The sequence below is a fragment of the Pseudomonas sp. NY15354 genome (genome assembly GCF_048068075.1).
GTDB lineage: Bacteria > Pseudomonadota > Gammaproteobacteria > Pseudomonadales > Pseudomonadaceae > Aquipseudomonas > Aquipseudomonas guariconensis_C.
In genome coordinates this window covers 35,530-54,085 of record NZ_JBLUPV010000006.1, presented here as the reverse complement: position 1 = coordinate 54,085, position 18,556 = coordinate 35,530, and the positions used below count along the sequence as shown (strand labels likewise).

At 62.0% G+C, this 18,556-nt stretch carries 21 protein-coding genes; 8 read left to right on the top strand and 13 right to left on the bottom strand.

The genetic code is table 11. From position 1 onward, the window contains the following. Window positions 1-8 precede the first annotated feature (8 nt). The 10 genes from flgH to ACNFCH_RS08325 all read right to left on the bottom strand — a co-directional run bounded on the left by flgH (window position 9) and on the right by ACNFCH_RS08325 (window position 7,736). Window positions 9-704 (bottom strand): flagellar basal body L-ring protein FlgH, encoded by a 696-nt coding sequence (gene flgH / locus ACNFCH_RS08370; protein WP_070092462.1) that lies wholly within the window; start codon window positions 702-704, stop codon window positions 9-11. A 32-nt stretch (window positions 705-736) separates the two neighbouring features. After that, entirely contained in the window at window positions 737-1,522 is a 786-nt protein-coding gene (flgG, locus tag ACNFCH_RS08365; protein ID WP_043210912.1) for a flagellar basal-body rod protein FlgG, read from the bottom strand. 48 nt (window positions 1,523-1,570) lie between these two features. Next, a complete protein-coding gene (flgF, locus tag ACNFCH_RS08360; protein ID WP_337157145.1) occupies window positions 1,571-2,311 on the bottom strand; it encodes a flagellar basal-body rod protein FlgF in 741 nt (246 codons plus the stop codon). 179 nt (window positions 2,312-2,490) lie between these two features. After that, complete coding sequence (locus ACNFCH_RS08355) at window positions 2,491-2,676, bottom strand: hypothetical protein (RefSeq protein ID WP_099593756.1); 186 nt, start codon at window positions 2,674-2,676, stop codon at window positions 2,491-2,493. Window positions 2,677-2,749: 73 nt separating this feature from the next. Next, window positions 2,750-4,111 carry a flagellar hook protein FlgE gene (gene flgE, locus ACNFCH_RS08350; protein ID WP_196164906.1) on the bottom strand — a complete coding sequence of 454 codons (1,362 nt, stop codon included), beginning with the start codon at window positions 4,109-4,111 and terminating at the stop codon, window positions 2,750-2,752. A gap of 31 nt (window positions 4,112-4,142) precedes the next feature. Continuing rightward, window positions 4,143-4,847, bottom strand: a complete 705-nt coding sequence (flgD, locus tag ACNFCH_RS08345) for a flagellar hook assembly protein FlgD (protein ID WP_337157146.1) — start codon at window positions 4,845-4,847, stop codon at window positions 4,143-4,145. A 15-nt stretch (window positions 4,848-4,862) separates the two neighbouring features. Then, a complete protein-coding gene (gene flgC, locus ACNFCH_RS08340) occupies window positions 4,863-5,306 on the bottom strand; it encodes a flagellar basal body rod protein FlgC (protein WP_043210925.1) in 444 nt (147 codons plus the stop codon). A gap of 2 nt (window positions 5,307-5,308) precedes the next feature. Next, on the bottom strand, window positions 5,309-5,716 hold the full coding sequence (gene flgB, locus ACNFCH_RS08335; RefSeq protein WP_043210926.1) for a flagellar basal body rod protein FlgB: 408 nt from the start codon (window positions 5,714-5,716) through the stop codon (window positions 5,309-5,311). A 212-nt stretch (window positions 5,717-5,928) separates the two neighbouring features. Further along, window positions 5,929-6,756 (bottom strand): protein-glutamate O-methyltransferase CheR, encoded by an 828-nt coding sequence (gene cheR, locus ACNFCH_RS08330; RefSeq protein ID WP_043210928.1) that lies wholly within the window; start codon window positions 6,754-6,756, stop codon window positions 5,929-5,931. 50 nt (window positions 6,757-6,806) lie between these two features. After that, window positions 6,807-7,736: a chemotaxis protein CheV gene (locus tag ACNFCH_RS08325; RefSeq protein WP_070092469.1), complete on the bottom strand. Its 930-nt coding sequence runs from the start codon at window positions 7,734-7,736 to the stop codon at window positions 6,807-6,809. A 63-nt stretch (window positions 7,737-7,799) separates the two neighbouring features. On the opposite strand from ACNFCH_RS08325, the gene flgA reads away from it, so the two are divergent. From flgA to ACNFCH_RS08300, 5 genes are all read left to right on the top strand, one after another. Next, window positions 7,800-8,552, top strand: coding sequence for a flagellar basal body P-ring formation chaperone FlgA (flgA, locus tag ACNFCH_RS08320; protein ID WP_196164904.1), 753 nt, complete (start codon window positions 7,800-7,802; stop codon window positions 8,550-8,552). 186 nt (window positions 8,553-8,738) lie between these two features. Continuing rightward, entirely contained in the window at window positions 8,739-9,047 is a 309-nt protein-coding gene (gene flgM / locus ACNFCH_RS08315; RefSeq protein WP_337157147.1) for a flagellar biosynthesis anti-sigma factor FlgM, read from the top strand. A gap of 46 nt (window positions 9,048-9,093) precedes the next feature. Next, window positions 9,094-9,561, top strand: a complete 468-nt coding sequence (locus tag ACNFCH_RS08310) for a flagella synthesis protein FlgN (protein ID WP_416742613.1) — start codon at window positions 9,094-9,096, stop codon at window positions 9,559-9,561. An 80-nt stretch (window positions 9,562-9,641) separates the two neighbouring features. After that, window positions 9,642-10,385, top strand: coding sequence for a flagellar brake protein (locus tag ACNFCH_RS08305; RefSeq protein WP_196164902.1), 744 nt, complete (start codon window positions 9,642-9,644; stop codon window positions 10,383-10,385). A gap of 176 nt (window positions 10,386-10,561) precedes the next feature. Beyond that, complete coding sequence (locus ACNFCH_RS08300; protein ID WP_337157149.1) at window positions 10,562-11,119, top strand: hypothetical protein; 558 nt, start codon at window positions 10,562-10,564, stop codon at window positions 11,117-11,119. 58 nt (window positions 11,120-11,177) lie between these two features. On the opposite strand, the gene ACNFCH_RS08295 is transcribed toward ACNFCH_RS08300, so the two are convergent. From ACNFCH_RS08295 to bkdR, 3 genes are all read right to left on the bottom strand, one after another. Further along, window positions 11,178-12,518, bottom strand: coding sequence for an MFS transporter (locus ACNFCH_RS08295; protein ID WP_337157150.1), 1,341 nt, complete (start codon window positions 12,516-12,518; stop codon window positions 11,178-11,180). Between the two features lie 131 nt (window positions 12,519-12,649). Beyond that, window positions 12,650-13,891: a glutamine synthetase family protein gene (locus ACNFCH_RS08290; RefSeq protein ID WP_416742659.1), complete on the bottom strand. Its 1,242-nt coding sequence runs from the start codon at window positions 13,889-13,891 to the stop codon at window positions 12,650-12,652. Between the two features lie 415 nt (window positions 13,892-14,306). Continuing rightward, on the bottom strand, window positions 14,307-14,792 hold the full coding sequence (gene bkdR, locus ACNFCH_RS08285; protein WP_043210945.1) for a Bkd operon transcriptional regulator BkdR: 486 nt from the start codon (window positions 14,790-14,792) through the stop codon (window positions 14,307-14,309). Between the two features lie 197 nt (window positions 14,793-14,989). Here bkdR and ACNFCH_RS08280 point away from each other — a divergent pair, with 197 nt between their 5' ends. From ACNFCH_RS08280 to ACNFCH_RS08270, 3 genes are read left to right on the top strand one after another with little or no spacing between them, the layout of a single operon-like run. Beyond that, entirely contained in the window at window positions 14,990-16,222 is a 1,233-nt protein-coding gene (locus tag ACNFCH_RS08280; RefSeq protein ID WP_337157151.1) for a 3-methyl-2-oxobutanoate dehydrogenase (2-methylpropanoyl-transferring) subunit alpha, read from the top strand. A 1-nt stretch (window position 16,223) separates the two neighbouring features. Beyond that, window positions 16,224-17,282 carry an alpha-ketoacid dehydrogenase subunit beta gene (locus ACNFCH_RS08275; protein WP_196164899.1) on the top strand — a complete coding sequence of 353 codons (1,059 nt, stop codon included), beginning with the start codon at window positions 16,224-16,226 and terminating at the stop codon, window positions 17,280-17,282. Beyond that, on the top strand, window positions 17,283-18,554 hold the full coding sequence (locus tag ACNFCH_RS08270) for a dihydrolipoamide acetyltransferase family protein (RefSeq protein ID WP_337157152.1): 1,272 nt from the start codon (window positions 17,283-17,285) through the stop codon (window positions 18,552-18,554). Window positions 18,555-18,556: the final 2 nt, after the last annotated feature.

Sequence of the window (18,556 nt, the reverse complement as noted above, 5' to 3'; positions counted from 1 at the left end):
CATTGGACTCAGAAGGGCCAAAGCGGGCTCATGAAGAAGCGGTCCAGCCAACCGGGCTGACTGGCATCTGCGAACGATCCTGTACCCGAGTAGGTGATGCGCGCATCGGCCACACGCGTGGACGGCACGGTGTTGTCGGTGGCGATGTCATCGGCACGGATCAGGCCGGCGATGCGCACCAGCTCCTCGCCAGTGTTCAGGGTCAGCCACTTCTCGCCACGTACGGCGACGATGCCATTGGGCAGCACTTCAGCCACGGTGACGGTGATCGAACCGGTCAGGGTATTGCCCTGGGTGGCCTTGCTGTCACCCTTGGTCGCCCGCTCGCCTTTGTAACCAGCCTCCAGGGACAGGTCACCGCCACCGAACGGGTTGTCGGTGTTCGGCGTAGTGCCAAACAGCGAGGTCAGACCGATGTTGGCGTTGCTGTTCTTCTGGATCTGGGAACCTGCGTTCTTGCTCGCCGAGGTGCGCTCGTTGAGGGTGATGGTGATGATGTCACCCACCCGGAACGCCTTGCGGTCGGTGTACAGGTTCTGCTCGAAACCGGCCTGGTAGATCGAGCCGTTGGCCGCCGACGCCGGCAACGGGGTACGCGGCAGAACCGGCGCATAGTACGGGTCGTTCGGCTTGGGCGTCGGTGCGACGCAACCGGCCAACAACACCGCGCCCCCCAGGGCGAAGACGGACAACAGACGATTCATGACGCTTACCTCACGTGTAACGGGCTTGGGTCTTACAGCTGCTGGGTGACGAACGACAGCATCTGGTCGGCGGTGGAGATGACCTTGGAGTTCATCTCGTAGGCGCGCTGGGTGGTGATCATGTTCACCAGCTCTTCCACGGTGCTGACGTTGGAGTTCTCCAAGGTCTGCTGCAGGGTGGTGCCGAAGCCGTTCAGGCCCGGGGTGCCGACCTGTGGCGCGCCGCTGGCGGCGGTCTCGAGGAACAGGTTGTTGCCGATGGCCTGCAGGCCTGCCGGGTTGATGAAGTCGGCGGTCTGGATATTGCCGATGATCTGCGCGGCTGGGTTGCCGGCGGTGGTGATCGACACGGTGCCGTCCTGGCCGACGGTGAAGGTCTGGGCATCCGGCGGCACGACGATCGCCGGCTCCAGGGCGAAACCGTTGGCGGTGACGATCTGGCCGTCGGAGTTCAGGTGGAAGGTGCCGTCACGGGTGTACGAAACAGTGCCGTCAGGCTGCAGGACCTGGAAGAAACCGCGACCATTGACGGCCATGTCCAGCGGGTTCTCGGTGGTCTGCAGGCTGCCGGTCTGGAAGTTCTTCTGGGTGCCGACGATACGCACACCGGTACCGACCTGCAGGCCCGAAGGCAGTTCGCTGTCCTGGGTCGACTGGGCACCCGGTTGACGCTTGATCTGGTACAGAAGGTCCTGGAACTCGGCGCGATCACGTTTGAAACCGGTGGTCGAAACGTTCGCCAGGTTGTTGGAGATGACGGTCAGGTTGGTGTCCTGGGCGGACAGGCCGGTCTTAGCGACCCAAAGAGCCGGAAGCATTTAGTGTTCTCCTCGTGCGCCTGTTTTACGGCACCCGTTCAAAAGTGATTAGCCGATTTGCAAAACACGCGCCATGGCTTCATCGCCTTCCTTGGCCGCGTTCATCATCTTGACGTGCAGTTCGAACTGACGGGACAGCGCCAGCACCGAGGTCATTTCCTCGACGGCATTGACGTTGCTCGATTCCAAAAAGCCCGACACCACCCGCACATTGACGTCGGCGTCGGCGGGCTGGCCGCTCTTGGTGTGGATCATGCCGTCCAGGCCCTTGGTCAGGTTCTTGGTGTCCGGATTGACCAGCTTGATGCGGTCGACCTCGGCCATGACCCGCGGATCCTCGCCCATGGCGCGAATGCTGATGGTGCCGTCTTCGCCGATCTCCACCTTCTGCTCCGGCGGAATCGCGATCGGGCCACCGTTGCCCATCACCGGCATGCCATTGCCGGCACGCAGCACGCCCAGGGCATCGATGTTCAGGCTGCCGGTGCGCACATAGGCTTCACTGCCGTCCGGCGCCTGCACGGCAATGAAGCCATCGCCGGTGACTGCCACGTCCAGTTCGCGACCGGTCTCGACCATTGCGCCAGCAGTGAAATCCGTGGCCGGGCGTTCGCTCATGGCGAAGGCGCGCGCCGGAAAGCTGTCACCGAATACCGGCATTGAACGCGCCTGCTCCAGGTCGCGCTGAAAACCGTTGGTGGAAACGTTCGCAAGGTTGTTGGCGTGGGCCCGCTGGGCCAGCGCGTTCTGGCTGGCACCGGTCATGGCCACGTAAAGCATTTTGTCCACAGTCATTCTCCACTGCACTGACGAGCGATTGCCGCCGACGTTGCTGTGCAGGCACTAAAGCAAGTTCCGAACCAACTTTTGAAAAGCATGAAAAAGCCCGTGAATACGGGCTTTGAGGGAAGCCTTTGGAATGGGCGACGCCGGATATCCGGCGCCATCTTGCCGCTGACGGCAATCGACTACAGCTCGCGGCAACCAGCGTTGTTGTAGGGACCGGCGAAGCGCTTCCACCCCTCACCCGGCGACCACTGCGAGCACACCAGGCGGCCATCGGCCTGACTCTCCCAGCGCCACCACGGCGCCGCAGCCGCCTGGGCCTGGAGCAGGCACAGCGCTGCGGCGAGCGTCACGATCCACTTCTTCATGAGCCTTTCCTCGAAAACGACGAACCCCTTTACCAGGAAAGGGGTTCGCGCACACCCGACCGACCAGCGACCATCAGGTCATCTGGATGATGGTCTGCATGATGGTGCTTTCGGTAGAGATGGTCTTGGCGTTGGCCTGGTAGTTGCTCTGCGCCTTGATCAGCTCGACCAGCTCCTGGGTCAGGTTGACGTTGGAAGCTTCCAGCGAGTTGGACTCAACGCTACCCAAGGTACCGGTCTTGGGCGCATCGATGCCTGGAATGCCGGACGAGAAGGTTTCAGTCCAGCGGGTACCACCGATCTGCTGCAGGCCCTGCTCATTGGCGAAGCTGGCAACAGCCACCTGGCCGATGGCGCGGGACTGTTGGTTGCTGAAGCTGGCGAACATCACACCGGTGGAGTCGATGCTCAGGCTCGACAGGATGCCAGTGGCGTAACCGTCCTGGGACTGCGACATGCGCGCGGTTTCGGTGTTGTAGGAAGTGGTGCTGTTCATCGACAGACGCATGCCACCGGCGTTGCCCGCCGCGCCATTGGCCGCCCAGTTACCGGCCGCATTCTTCGCCGCCGGAATCCAGCCAGTCATGGTGAAGGTGTTGTTGCTGACGGTGAACGACGAGCCAGCCGGCAGGCCGGTGTTGTTGGCCGTCATCGCATTGACCGAACCGTCGCTATTGAAGCTGATGGTACCGCTCAGCGGGGTGGTGCTGGCCGGATCGAACGGGTTGCGACCATCGACCAGGGTGTACATGGTCCACTGGTTGGTGCCGGTCTTGCGATAGAACTGCTCCATGGTGTGTTCGTTGCCCTGACTGTCGTACACCTTGGTCGGGAACGACTTGGTGTAGGTGGTTTCGTCAGCAGGGTCGAACGGCTTGTTCGGTACCATTACAGGCGGGACGCTGTTGTCCGGAACCTGCAAAGGAATATCGGCAGCCGAGGAGTTGAGGTTGATACCCTGGTCGATCAGGGACGTGGCCTTCGGCGCCAGCGCGGAGGTGTCGATCTGCAGGTCGGTCAGCACGCCCTTCTGGATCTTGCCGGTCGAGTCGGCGGCGTAGCCTTGCAGGCGCAGGCCGTCCGAGGTGACCACGTAGTTGTCCTTGTTGGTCTGGAAGGCACCGGCACGGGTGTAGACCATCGAGCCGTTGTCGGACAGCACGAAGAAGCCCTGCCCCTGGATACCCATGTCCAACACGTTACCGGTGTTGTTGATGTCACCCTGGCTGAACTGCTGGGAAACCGCCGCCAGACGCACACCATTACCCACCTGGTTCTTGCCGACACCCAGACGGTTGGCGCCTGCGTAGACGTCCGCGAACTCGGCGCGCGACGACTTGAAGCCAACGGTGTTGACGTTGGCAATGTTGTTACCGGTGACATCCAGCTGCTTGTTGGCAGCGTACAGACCACTAAGACCGATGTTGAAAGACATGAATTCGCTCCTTGTGCCGCTCTAGCCGGCCTTAGATACCAATGGTTTGCACGCTGGACAGAGAAACTTTCCCGAGCCCTGCAAGGTTGAGCATCATCTCGCCATTGGGGTTGATGCTGACGCTGGTGACCTTGGCCGGCAGCAGGGTGTACATCTGCGTCGACTTGCCATCGACCATGGTGGTCGCCGAGAAGCTGTAGGTGCCCGGGTCGACCTTTTCACCCTTGTCGTTGGTGCCATCCCAGATGAAGTCGGCGTAACCGGCTTTCTGCTGGCCCAACTCGATGGTCTTGATGGTGTTGCCGTCTTTATCCTTGATGGTGATCTTCGCCTCGCTGATACCCTGCGGGACGATGAACTGGCCATTGAAGCTCTGGGTGGTATCAACCACCGCCTTGTCGTTCTGCACGATCACCGAGCGCCCCACCAGCGACGAGGCCTGCAGGGCCTGGGACGAGCCCATGGCACCGGCAATCGAATTGACCGTGCTGTTGAGGGTGGTGATGCCTTCCAGGCTGCTGAACTGCGCCAACTGAGCGACGAACTCGCTGTTGTCCTGCGGGTCGAGCGGGTTCTGGTGCTGCATCTGGGTGACCAGCAACTGCAGGAACGCATCCTTGCCCAGGGCGTTCTTGTCGGTGTTCTCGGTCGTAGGCTTCTTGGTGGTGCCGGTACTGACACCCGACGCCGATAGGACGTCGTTGAGGTTCACACCGCTGGTGCTGTTGACTGCCATGATCCTGACTCCTTATCACTGACCGAGGGTCAGCACCTTCTGCATCATGGTCTTGGCGGTGTTCATCAGCTCGGCGTTGGTCTGGAACGCACGGCTGGCGGAGATCATGTCGGCCATCTCCTCCACCACATTGACATTGGGGTAGTAGACGTAACCGTCCTTGTTCGCCGCCGGATGGTTAGGCTCGTAGCGCGCCTCAAGGTTGCTCTGATCCTCGACGATACCCATCACCTGCACACCCTGCCCCGCCTCGCCCTGGTCCTGGAACAGCGACTGTCCGGCGCCGTTCTGGGCCTGCTGGAACGTGGTGGCGAATACCGGATGGCGCGCGCGATAGGTCTGGTCGATGCTCGAGGAAACGGTCTCGGCGTTGGCGATGTTGGAGGCGACGGTATTGAGGCGAGTGTTCTGCGCGCTCATGCCGCTACCGGCAATATTGAAGACACTGGCAAGGGACATGGTCACTCTCCACGCAGGGCCGAAACCAGCCCTTTGAATTTGCTGTTGAGCAGGGTGAAGCTGGCCTGGAAGCCGATGGCGTTCTCTGCGTAGTTGGACTGCTCGATCTGGGCGTCCACGGTGTTCTGGTCGATCGACGGCTGCATCGGCGTACGGTACTTGAGGGTATCGTCGCCCATGGCCAGGCCTTCGGCCTCGATGTGGCGGTTATTGGTGCGATCCAGGGCAATGCGCCCCTTCTGCTGCTTGTCGGCTTCAGCGGCAAGCACCGCCGAGAAATCCATGTCACGCGCCTTGTAGTTGGGCGTGTCGGCGTTGGCGATGTTGTTGGCCAGCACCTCGGCGCGCTGGGCGCGGAAGCTCAATGCCTGCTCATGGATGCCGAGCGCCTTGTCGAAGCTGATGCTCATGTCTGGGAAACCTTCGAAGGTTGACCGGAAGAATCGTGAGCAAGCTTGAGCAAGGTTTGTGCCAAGCGAGAAAGCCCCAGTAAAACCGGGCATTAAGGCATTGCTTGTCGGCGGCAATGCCAGAAAAGCGGCAATGGTTTACCGCTTGGCGTCAGCAAAGCGGCAATGGGTAGCGGCAAAAAAAGGGGCCGCGAAGCGACCCCTGTCTGGGTTTATTTAGCCTGGTAGATGATCCCCGGACTGCACTGGACCATCTGGTAGTGATCCGGCAACCCGTTGAGCGCCTCGGACGCGCCAAGGAACAGATACCCGCCCGGCTTGAGCGTGCTGTGGATGCGCATGAGGATGTCCTTCTTGACCTGGGCCGAGAAGTAGATCAGCACGTTGCGGCAGAACACGATGTCGAACTTGCCCAGTGCGGCATAGCTGTCGAGCAGGTTGAAGGAGCGGAACTCGACCCGGCTGCGGATCGGCGCCTTCACTGCCCAGCGGCCCGGCCCTTTGGTATCGAAATAGCGCTGCAGGCGCTCCTGGGACAAGCCACGACCAATGGCCAGGCTGTCGTATTCACCGGTCTTGCAGTTGGTCAGCATCGACCCGGACAGGTCGGTGGCAACGATTTGCGCCCCCATCTTCAACTGCCCCAGGTTGCTGCGCTCGAACTCGTCGATGGCCATGGAGATCGAGTACGGCTCCTGCCCCGAGGAGCACGCAGCCGACCAGATACGCAGGCGTTGGCCCGGGTTGTTCTTGATGAACTCCGGAATCACCTTGTTCTTGAGCACTTCGAACGGATAGGTGTCGCGGAACCACAGGGTTTCGTTGGTCGTCATCGCGTCAACCACCTGCTCGCGCAACCCGCTGCGCGGCTGGCTCTGGATACGCTGCACCAACTCACCGAGCGACTTGATGCCCTGCTGCTCCATCAGCTTGTTGAGACGGCTGGAGACCAGGTATTGCTTATTCTCGCCCAGCAGGATGCCACAGGCTTTCTCCAGGAAGACCCGGAACTGTTCAAAATCCAAATTACCCGTAGACAATGCTGCCGCCTCTTTCAAATCCCTGGTGCCAGGAGTTGCCCCTGGCCGTTTCAATGCGTCGCCTTGATCCGGTCGACCACCCGCTGGGCCAGGTCGTCCGGCTTGAACTTGGCCAGGAAGTCGTCGGCGCCGACTTTCTTGACCATGGCCTGGTTGAAGACCCCGGACAACGAAGTATGCAGGAGGATGTGCAGGTTTTGCATGCGTGGATCGCTGCGTATCTCCGCGGTCAGGGTATAGCCATCCATCTCCGGCATCTCGATGTCGGAGATCATCATCAGGAATTCCTCTTCCGGACGCTTGCCCTCATCCACCAGCTTGTTCAGGTAGTCCAGCGCCTGACGGCCATCGTTGAGCGCCACCACCTCCACACCCACCGACTGCAGGCAACGGCTGACCTGTTTGCGCGCCACCGACGAATCATCGACGGTCAACACGCGCAGCATCATTGCCTTGTCCTGAACCTCGGCATCGACCACGCCCTGTGACACTTCCTCGGAAGATGGCGACACTTCGGCGAGGACTTTCTCCACGTCGATGACCTCCACCATCCGACCATCCACACGCGTGACGGCGGTCAGGTAGTGGTCACGACCGGTTCCCTTGGGTGGCGGATGGATCTCTTCCCAGTTCATGTTGACGATGCGCTCGACCGAATGCACCAAAAAGCCCTGGGTCTTGGTGTTGTACTCGGTGATGATCACGAAGCTGTTACGTGTTTCTTCCCGCAGCCCCGGCAAGCCGGTGGCCATCGACAAGTCCAGGATAGGGATGGTCGCACCGCGAATGTTGGCCACTCCACGCACCACCGGGTGGGACTTGGGCAACAAAGTCAGCTCCGGGCACTGCAGGACTTCCCGAACCTTGAACACGTTGATGCCATAGAGCTGCTCGCCATTGAGGCGGAACAGCAACAGCTCCAGGCGATTCTGCCCCACCAGTTGCGTGCGCTGGTTGACCGAATCCATGACTCCAGCCATGCCAGACTCCTCTAGTTTTCGCCCATGTACCGAGTCGGCACGGGCTTTGCTTTTTTGAGCGCCATGTACACGAAAACGACATTTTCCCGACGCCTGAAGCGCCTGATGACCGGCTTGATGATGGCGCTATGCCTGCTGGCACCCGGCATACGCGTGCTGGCCGATGCGGTTACCTTGCCTGAACAACTTATCGGCGTCACCCAGGGGTTTCTTGAATTCACCGTGGAGGATTATCTGGCCACCAGCCAGACCACCGGTCGCTACGAGATCCAGGTCAACCCGCTCGACCCGCGCCTGCGCATGCCTCTGTGCAGCCAGCAGCTGGACGCCTCGCTGGAAAGCCCGGCGCAGCCATTGGGAAGGGTCACGGTACGGGTACGCTGCGCCGGCAGTGCGCCTTGGACCGTGTTCGTCCCGGCCCAGGTAAAGCTGTTTCGCGAAGTGGTGGTCATGACCCGCCCGCTCAGGCGCGAGAGCGTGATCGGCGAAGGCGACGTGAGTCTGCGCGAACGGGACGTGGGCACGCTCAACCAGGGCTTTCTCACCGACCTGGAACAGGCCGTGGGCATGAAGCTGCTGCGTCCGACCGTGCTCGACCAGGTCCTGACGCCCCAGCATCTGGAACAGGCCGAGGTGGTGCGCAAGGGCGATCACGTGGTGATCACGGCCCGCAGCGGCAGCCTGAGCGTGCGCATGCCGGGCGAGGCTTTGAGCAAAGGTGGGCTGTCCGAGCAGATTCGCGTGCGTAACCTGAATTCCAAGCGGGTGGTCAAGGCACGGGTGACCGGGCCTGGGCAGGTCGAAGTGGCCATGTAAGGTATGCGAGGACTTCGGCCAGGCGGGACAGGATAAAAACTAGCGACAGGGAACGGGTTTTCCTAAACTGTGTCAGAAAACGGGTCATGCGCGCTTGCCGACAGGCGGCGATACATTCGTGCCTAAAGTTTTTTTCGGGTTGGCCGAAAACAGGGCAAGCGTCCAAATTCCCAGAGGTTTCTGATCATGGTCATCGACTTCAGTCGTTTGAATAATTCTCCGTCCGTCACGGGCGGCGTTCGCAGCAACACCGCGACCGGTAACGCCCCGAAAGCCGGCGAAACCAGCGAAGCGCCACAACCTGCCAGCGGAGAAGCGGTACACCTCAGCCAAGAGGCCCAGCAGTTGCAGAAGATCAGCGACAAGCTGCGCGACCAGCCAGAAGTCAACAGCGCCCGTGTGGCCCAGTTGAAACAGGCGATCGCCGATGGCAGCTATCAGGTCGATGCCGGCCGGGTCGCCAGCAAACTGCTTGATTTCGAAGCCCAGCGCTAACCCTCCGGGGCGCTGACTTCAAGGACGCAAAAACCAAGAGCCAGCCATGCACGACACCACTTTGCTGCAACTGATCGAAGACGACATCGCGCCAACGCAGGAACTGCTCGAACTGCTTCAGAAAGAAGCTGTCGCCCTGCACGGCCGGGACATGCTGGTGCTGGAGAACATCCTGGCACGCAAGCAGTCCCTGATCGTCCTGCTCGAGCAGCAAGGCATGCGGCGCAACCAACTGCTTGTCGGCCTCGGTTTTTCCGCCGACCGTGCCGGCGTGCAAGCGCTGGCGGCGCAATCCTCCCTGGACGAGATCATGCTGCAACAGCTCGATGCCCTCACCCAATTGATGGATGCCTGCCAGAAGGTCAACGAGACCAACGGCCGGATCATCCAGTTGCAGCAACACGCCACGGCCAACCAGATCAGAATCCTCATGGGTGGCGACTCTCCGTCGCTCTATGACAGCCGCGGCGCCACCTCGCCCATGGCCAAGGCCCGCGCCATCAGCCAAGTGTGATTATTTCTATCAAGGCACGGAACATACTGGCAAAATGCCGTTACTTGCGTGTGTCGTTTTTGCCTGGAGATTGATTACCCGTGTTCAATGCATCCGATGCTCCCCAGCCGCCCAAGGTGCTCACCACGCCCTTGGAGATCGCAGCCAACCTGCGCCAATTGCTGGATAGCCACGATCCGCTGATCATCACCTTCCCTGAGCGCAGCCAGCGTTTCCAAAGCTACGTCGTGCATGTGGACCGTGACGCCAACACCGTGGCGCTGGACGAGATGATTCCGCGCGATGGCGAAAAGTTCATCGAGAACGGCGAACCCTTCCGCATCGAAGGCTTCCATGACGGCGTGCGCATCGCCTGGGAATGCAACACCGCGACCACCATCACCGAAATCGATGGCCATCGCTGCTACCGTGCTCCCCTGCCGACCGAGATGACCTATCACCAGCGCCGCAATGCCTTCCGCGCCGCGCTCAAGCTGTCGCAGCTGGTCGATATCGTCCTTGACGGTGAACGGCTCAAGGGCAAGGGCGCCCTGCGTGGCAAGTTGCTGGACATCTCCGCCACCGGCTGCAAGCTGCGCTTTGAGGGCAACATCGAAGAGCGTCTGCAATTGGGTGAGGTGTACGAGCGCTTTGCCGCCAGCAATCCGCTGGGCATGTCCCAAGCCATGGTGGAGCTACGTCACCTGCACTTCGAGGAGCGCCTGAACACTACGTTCGCGGGTGTGCGCTTCCACAACCTCAATGGCCAGATGCAGCGCAAGATCGAGAGTTTCGTCTACCAGTTGCAACGCGAGGCGCGTCGGTTCGACAAGGACGACTACTGATCGTCTCTTCAAACACGAAACGCCACCCACCGGGTGGCGTTTTCATTTTTCCGACAATAGCAATGCCTGGGTACAGAGCAGAAGCGTTTCCAGCTCCCGATAAAACACCACAAGGAACCTAATACGACCGGTAGACGCCCACACTGGGGGGGCGGCGACAAGAATCCGGAGGCTCCATGATTCAATCCAATTTCACTGCCGAACTGCATTGCCAATATGGTCGAATCGGCGTGGCTCATACGCGTCTCGAAGACCATCCAGTCACCAGTGCAGACCTTGACGGCTGGTTATGTACCGAGCAAAACAAGTATTTCAAGCCGATCAGGTTCGTCTTCAATTTCAAGCGGCAAACCCGCAACCGCGCCTACTACCGAATCACCTGCGCGAACTCCTGGCAATACCAAGGCGCAGAGCTTCGGCAGAACAGCAGCGGCTGGCTCGGACTGTATGGAACCCATGTGGTGGGGCGCGTACTCCATGCGCTCAACCCGATCAATCTGCTGCCCTCTACGACCTGGAAAATCGATACGCCTGGTCCATGGGAGGGCGCCCCTCAAGACGCCGAGTACATTGAGTTCCATCTGCGCAACAGCGATGGGTACAGAGTGGCACTCTCCTCTCTCCAACCCAAACGTGAACTCGTGCTGCACGGAGGCCGTTTCCTCAATGCAAGTACGAGAGAGGGGGATGTACTGGTGTGCTGGCTGAAGAAGATCGAACTGCTTGAACTTTGAAACGCCCATGCTCGCGGTCGCTGACGCCGCGAGCAGGATCGTCCGCGACCGTGGTGCATCACGTTGCCTTGTCTGTCTGCGACGCAGATTCCGCGCCCTGCTCCACCTCCGCAGCCTCCTCTTCGGTGTCCTCGGCCGCCACTGGCGCCTGCATCACCTCCTGCACGGTCTGTTCATCGACCCGCGGATCCAGCGCTGCCGACAATGGCGAGCCTGCCGCCGGCATGGCCACGTGCCCCAGCGGCGCGTCCTGCACCTGGTGCAAGCCGGTGACCGCCTTCGGCCGGATCCGCCACACCAGCACCAAGGCGAAGAACAGGAAGAAGGCATAGAGCATCTGTGGCCCCAGGACCTTCATCAGCACACCCGCCGCCAGCGGACCGATACAGGCCCCCACGCCGTAGGTCACCAGCAACATGGCCGTCAGCGAGACACGTCGCTCGCTTTCGACATGGTCGTTGGAGAAGGCCACGGCCAAGGGGTACAGGCAGAACTGCAGCAACGAAATCACAAAGCCAATGGCAAACAGCAGCTCCAGCGGCACACTGGGCAGCAACGCCAGCGGCAAGGCAGCCAGCGCCAGCCCGATCGAGACGCTGCGGATCAGCACTGCACGGTCGTAGCGGTCCGACAGCCAGCCCAGCGGCCATTGCACCACCAACCCTGCGAAGATGCAGCTACCCATGAACAGACCGATCTGCTCGGTGGTGAGCCCCTGGTTGGCCGCATACAGCGGCGCAAGACCATAGAACGAACCGACGATCAGGCCCGAACCCAAGACAGTGGACAACGACTGCGGTACCCGTTTGAGGAAGAACTTGGGCTCCATCGGGGCCGGGCGCAGCGGCGCCGGGTGGATACGCCGCGTCATCGCCACCGGTACCAGGCACAGGGCAAAGCACATGGCGACCAGCATCAGCAGTTCAGGGCCGAGCTCCGGATGCACCACCAGGATCAGTTGGCCGAGCACCAGCCCCAGGTAGGACGCGATCATGTAGCCGCTGAACACTGCCCCGCGGTGTTTCACATCGGCCTGCTCGTTGAGCCAGCTCTCGATGACCATGTACTGGCACATCATCCCCAGGCCCACGATCATCCGCAGCCCCACCCACACCGGGAGCCAGTTGGTCATGCCGTGGCCGAGCACCGCCGCGCAGACGATACCCGCGCACGTGGCGTAGGCCCGGATGTGTCCGACCCTGCCGATCAGCCGGTGACCGACCTTGCCGCCCACGGCCAGGCCAAAATAGTTGGCGGCCATCAAGGCGCCGACCCAGAGGCTGTCCACATGGTCGGCGGCCAGGCGCAAGGCCAGGTAGGTACTGAGCAGGCCCGAGCCGATCAGCATCATCAAGGCAGCGAAATACAGCGACTGAAACGGCTTCCAGATGTTTCGCATACGTCCCGTCGGGCTCCCTGGTCAGGTGGCGTTGGCTTGCAGGCAAGCATAAAAGCAAATTTGCCGCAGCGCAGGCCCCTCTCGGCGAAATAGACGAACAGGGGGCGCGTCCAGTGTCGGTCGTGTCGCGATCAGGCCTGTGCGGCCAGCACCCGTCGCTCCCAGGGCGTGATTTCATCAAGAAAGTCAGTCAGCTCCAGGGTCTTGGTTGCGACATAGCCATCGATGAATTCGTTCCCGAACATCTCCCGCGCCAAGGCGCTGCGCGTGAGGCGCGCCAACGCGCCATGCAGGGTGCAAGGCAGGCTCAGGTGATCCGGAACCTCGAATTCACCCTGGATCGCAGCGGTAGGCTGCAGTCGCTGCTCGATGCCATGCAGGCCAGCAGCCAGGCTGGCGGCAATGGCCAGGTAGGGATTGGCGTCGGCGCCCGGCAAGCGGTTCTCGACCCGCCGCGCCACTGGCGAACTGGCGGGGATGCGCAGGCCGGCTGCGCGGTTGTCATGGGACCAGCAGGCATTGTTGGGCGAGGCGTACGGATGGCACAGGCGCTGGTAGGAGTTGACGTTGGGCGCGAACAGCGCGGTGAAGTCGGCCATGCAGGTCTGCAAACCACCGATGAAGTGGTGGAAGGTCTCGGTCGGCTGCCCGGCCTCGTCGCTGAACACATTGCGGCCACTGTCGATGTGCACCAGGCTTTGGTGGATGTGCATCGAACTGCCCGGCGTTCTGGCCAGCGGCTTGGCCATGCACACCACGGTCAGGCCATGTTTGAGCGCCACTTCCTTGAGCAGGTGCTTGAACAGGAATGTCTGATCGGCCAACAGCAGCGGGTCGCCGTGCAGCAGGTTGATCTCGAACTGGCTGACGCCCATCTCATGCATGAAGGTGTCACGGGGCAACCCGAGGGCAGCCATGTACTGATACACCTCATTGAAGAACGGCCGCAGGCCATTGTTGGAGCTGACGCTGAATGCCGAATGGCCGAGTTCGCGACGGCCATCCTTGCCTACCGGCGGCAGGAACGATTGATGCGGATCGGTGTTCGGCGCGAAGACGAAGAACTCCAGCTCCGTCGCCACCACTGGCGCAAGACCGAGCGCGGCATAACGCGCGATCACGGCCTTGAGCTGGCCCCGGGTGGACAGCCCGGACGGCACGCCGGTGAGTTCGACCGCATCACAAATGGCCAGCGCCCGCGGCTCATCGCTCCAGGGCAGGCGATGGATCTGGGCAGGTTCGGCCACCAGGGCCAGGTCGCCGTCATCGCTGCCATAGAAACGGGCCGGCGGATAGCCGCCCATGATGCATTGCAGCAATACCCCTCGAGCCATCTGCAAGCGGCGCCCCTCCAGGAAGCCCTCGGCGGTCATCACCTTGCCGCGGGGTACACCATTGAGGTCGGGGGTGACGCATTCGATCTCGTCGATACCGGTCAGACGTTCGCAGAGGGAACGCGGGGCTTCGGTCGTCATGACGCTGTCCTTCTTGTTGTTTTTGCGTGCCGAAAGTGGCGAAAGACACAACATAGGCGCCCGCTGTTGAAAATTTCAAGCGGGATTGGCAGCAGTGTGGAAATTTATTAACACCCCTAACGCGTCGCTGTATTCGCCATCGCAGTCGCGGGTGAACCCGCTCCCACAGAAATGGCGTGACCTTCACCTGCAGCCCATTGCGTCGTTTCTAAGACTTAGGGGTCCTTGTGGGAGCGGGTTTACCCGCGAATGCGTCAATGGATTCGCCACCGCACTCCGAGGGGAAACCGCTCCGGCAAGACCCACGCTGAAGCTATTCGCGCAAGGTCATGCCATTGGCCGGCAACGGCAGCGCGGTCTTGTAGCGCACTTGCTTGAGGGCAAAGCTCGAACGGATATTGGCCACCCCCGGCAAGCGCGTCAGGTAGTCGAGAAAGCGCTCCAGCGCCTGGATGCTGGGCAACAGCACCCGCAGCAGGTAGTCCGGGTCTCCCGTCATCAGGTAGCACTCCATCACCTCCGGCCGCTCGGCGATTTCCTCTTCGAAGCGGTGCAACGCCTGCTCCACCTGCTTCTCCAGGCTCACGTGGATGAACACATTGACGTCCAGCCCCAGCACCTCGGGCGCGAGCAAAGTCACCTGCTGACGGATCACCCCCAGCTCCTCCATGGCCTTGACCCGGTTGAAACAGGGCGTGGGCGACAGGTTCACCGAACGGGCCAGCTCTGCGTTGGTGATGCGGGCATTTTCCTGGAGGCTGTTGAGAATGCCGATATCGGTGCGATCGAGTTTGCGCATGAGACAAATTCACCGGTTTTTTGTGTTTATGCGGAATGTTTATCTGGCCCGTCAGGCAAAGGCAATCAACTTGAGAGAAAAATTCTTCAGCCGTCCCCCTATGATGTAGTTAGCGCTGACCTACCAGTCACAAGCCGGTACTCAGCGGCGACCGCTTCAAAGCTCACAAAAACAACATTCGAGCGAGCGTAAAAAGCATGAACGAGTACGCCCCCCTGCGTCTGCATGTGCCCGAGCCTACCGGCCGGCCAGGCTGCCAGACCGATTTCTCCTACCTGCGTCTGAACGATGCCGGTCTTGTCCGTAAACCCCCGATCGATGTAGAGCCCGCCGATACCGCGGACCTGTCCTACAGCCTCATCCGAGTGCTGGACGAACAGGGCAATGCCGTCGGCCCATGGGCCGAAGACATCGACCCGCAGATCCTGCGCCAAGGCATGCGCACCATGCTCAAGACCCGGATCTTCGACAACCGCATGGTGGTTGCCCAGCGCCAGAAGAAGATGTCCTTCTACATGCAGAGCCTGGGCGAGGAAGCCATCGGCAGCGCCCAAGCGCTGGCCCTGCAATACACCGACATGTGCTTCCCGACCTACCGCCAGCAGAGCATCCTGATGGCCCGCGACGTGTCGCTGGTCGAGATGATCTGCCAGTTGCTGTCCAACGAGCGCGATCCGCTCAAAGGCCGCCAGTTGCCGATCATGTACTCGGTGCGCGAGGCCGGTTTCTTCACCATCAGCGGCAACCTGGCCACTCAGTTCGTCCAGGCCGTCGGCTGGGCCATGGCCTCGGCCATCAAGGGCGATACCAAGATCGCCTCGGCCTGGATCGGCGACGGCGCCACCGCCGAGTCCGACTTCCACACCGCCCTGACCTTCGCCCACGTCTACCGCGCCCCCGTGATCCTCAACGTGGTCAACAACCAGTGGGCGATCTCGACCTTCCAGGCCATCGCCGGCGGTGAATCCACCACCTTCGCAGGCCGTGGCGTGGGTTGCGGCATCGCCTCCCTGCGGGTCGACGGCAACGACTTCATCGCGGTCTACGCCGCCTCGCGCTGGGCCGCCGAACGTGCCCGCCGCGGCATGGGCCCGACCTTGATCGAATGGGTCACCTACCGCGCAGGCCCGCACTCGACCTCGGACGATCCGTCCAAGTACCGCCCGGCCGATGACTGGAGCCACTTCCCGCTGGGCGACCCGATCGCCCGTCTGAAGCAGCACCTGATCGCCACCGGCCACTGGTCCGAAGAAGAGCATCAGGCGGTCACCGCCGAGCTCGAGGCCGAGATCATCAAGGCCCAGAAAGACGCCGAGCAGTTCGGCACCCTGGGCAATGGCCACATTCCAAGCGCCGCCTCGATGTTCGAGGACGTGTACAAGGAAATGCCCGACCACCTGCGCCGCCAGCGCCAGGAACTGGGGGTCTGAGATGAACGATCACAACAACAGCATCCATCTGGAATCCGCCATGTCCACCACCACCATGACCATGATCCAGGCCCTGCGCTCGGCCATGGACATCATGCTCGAGCGCGACGATAACGTGGTGATCTACGGTCAGGACGTCGGTTACTTCGGCGGCGTGTTCCGTTGCACCGAAGGCCTGCAGAACAAGTACGGCAAGTCGCGTGTGTTCGACGCCCCGATCTCCGAAAGCGGTATCGTCGGTACTGCCGTGGGCATGGGCGCCTACGGCCTGCGGCCGGTGGTGGAGATCCAGTTCGCCGACTACTTCTACCCCGCCTCCGACCAGATCGTCTCGGAGATGGCCCGCCTGCGCTATCGCTCGGCCGGACAGTTCACCTCCCCGCTGACCCTACGCATGCCGTGCGGCGGTGGCATCTACGGTGGCCAGACCCACAGCCAGAGCCCGGAGGCGATGTTCACCCAGGTGTGCGGCCTGCGCACCGTGATGCCGTCCAACCCCTATGATGCCAAGGGCCTGCTGATCGCCTCGATCGAATGCGACGACCCGGTGATCTTCCTGGAGCCCAAGCGCCTGTATAACGGCCCGTTCGACGGCCACCATGACCGCCCGGTAACGCCGTGGTCCAAGCACCCGCAGAGCGCGGTGCCTGATGGCTATTACCAAGTGCCGCTGGACAAGGCCGCCATTGCCCGCCCAGGCAACGACGTCACCGTGCTGACCTACGGCACCACGGTGTATGTCTCCCAAGTGGCCGCCGAGGAGACCGGCGTCGATGCCGAAGTCATCGACCTGCGCAGCCTATGGCCACTGGACCTGGAAACCATCGTCGAGTCGGTGAAGAAGACCGGACGTTGCGTGGTGGTCCACGAGGCGACCCGTACCTGCGGCTTCGGCGCCGAGCTGGTATCGCTGGTGCAGGAACACTGCTTCCACCACCTCGAGGCGCCGATCGAGCGCGTCACCGGCTGGGACACCCCCTACCCCCACGCGCAGGAATGGGCCTACTTCCCAGGTCCTTCGCGGGTAGGTGCGGCATTGAAACGGGTCATGGAGGTCTGAATGGGCACGCACGTCATCAAGATGCCGGACATCGGCGAAGGCATCGCACAGGTCGAGTTGGTGGAGTGGTTCGTCAAGGTCGGCGATGTGATCGCCGAGGACCAGGTGGTGGCCGATGTCATGACCGACAAGGCCACCGTGGAAATCCCCTCGCCGGTCAGCGGCAAGGTATTGGCCCTGGGCGGCCAGCCCGGTGAAGTGATGGCGGTCGGCAGCGAGCTGATCCGCATCGAGGTCGAAGGCAGCGGCAACCATGCGGACGAGCCCCACGCCAAGCCGGTCGAAGCCATTGCCGCGCCAGCGCCGGTCGCTGCTGAGCCCCGCGTCGAACCGCAGCCGGTCGCCAGCGCCGCAACCAGCGCCAGCGTCGTCGCGCCGATCGTGCCGCGTCAGGCCAGCGACAAGCCACTGGCCTCCCCGGCTGTGCGCAAACGGGCCCTGGACGCCGGTATCGAACTGCGCTATGTGCATGGCAGCGGCCCCGCCGGGCGCATCCTCCACGAAGACCTCGACGCCTTCATCAGCAAGCCCCACAGCACAGCCGGCCAGGCCCCGAGCGGCTACGGCAAGCGCACCGACAACGAACAGATCCCGGTGATCGGCCTGCGTCGCAAGATCGCCCAGCGCATGCAGGACGCCAAGCGTCGCGTCGCGCACTTCAGCTACGTCGAGGAAATCGACGTCACCGCCCTCGAAGCCCTGCGCCAGCAACTGAACCTCAAGCACGGCCAGGACCGCGGCAAGCTGACACTGCTGCCGTTCATCGTGCGTGCCATGGTCGTGGCCCTGCGGGACTTCCCGCAGATCAACGCCACCTATGACGACGAAGCCCAGGTCATCACCCGCCACGGCGCGGTGCATGTGGGGATCGCCACCCAGGGCGACAACGGCCTGATGGTGCCGGTGCTGCGCCACGCCGAAGGCGGCAGCCTGTGGAGCAACGCCAGCGAGATCGCCCGCCTGGCCAATGCCGCACGCACCAACAAGGCCAGCCGCGACGAGCTCTCCGGCTCGACCATCACCCTGACCAGCCTCGGCGCGCTCGGCGGCATCGCCAGCACGCCGGTGGTCAACACGCCGGAAGTGGCCATCGTCGGCGTCAACCGCATGGTCGAACGGCCCGTGGTGATCGACGGCCAGATCGTCGTGCGCAAGATGATGAACCTGTCCAGCTCCTTCGACCACCGGGTGGTCGATGGCATGGATGCCGCCCTGTTCATCCAGGCCGTGCGCGGCCTGCTGGAACAACCCGCCTGCCTGTTCGTGGAGTAAGC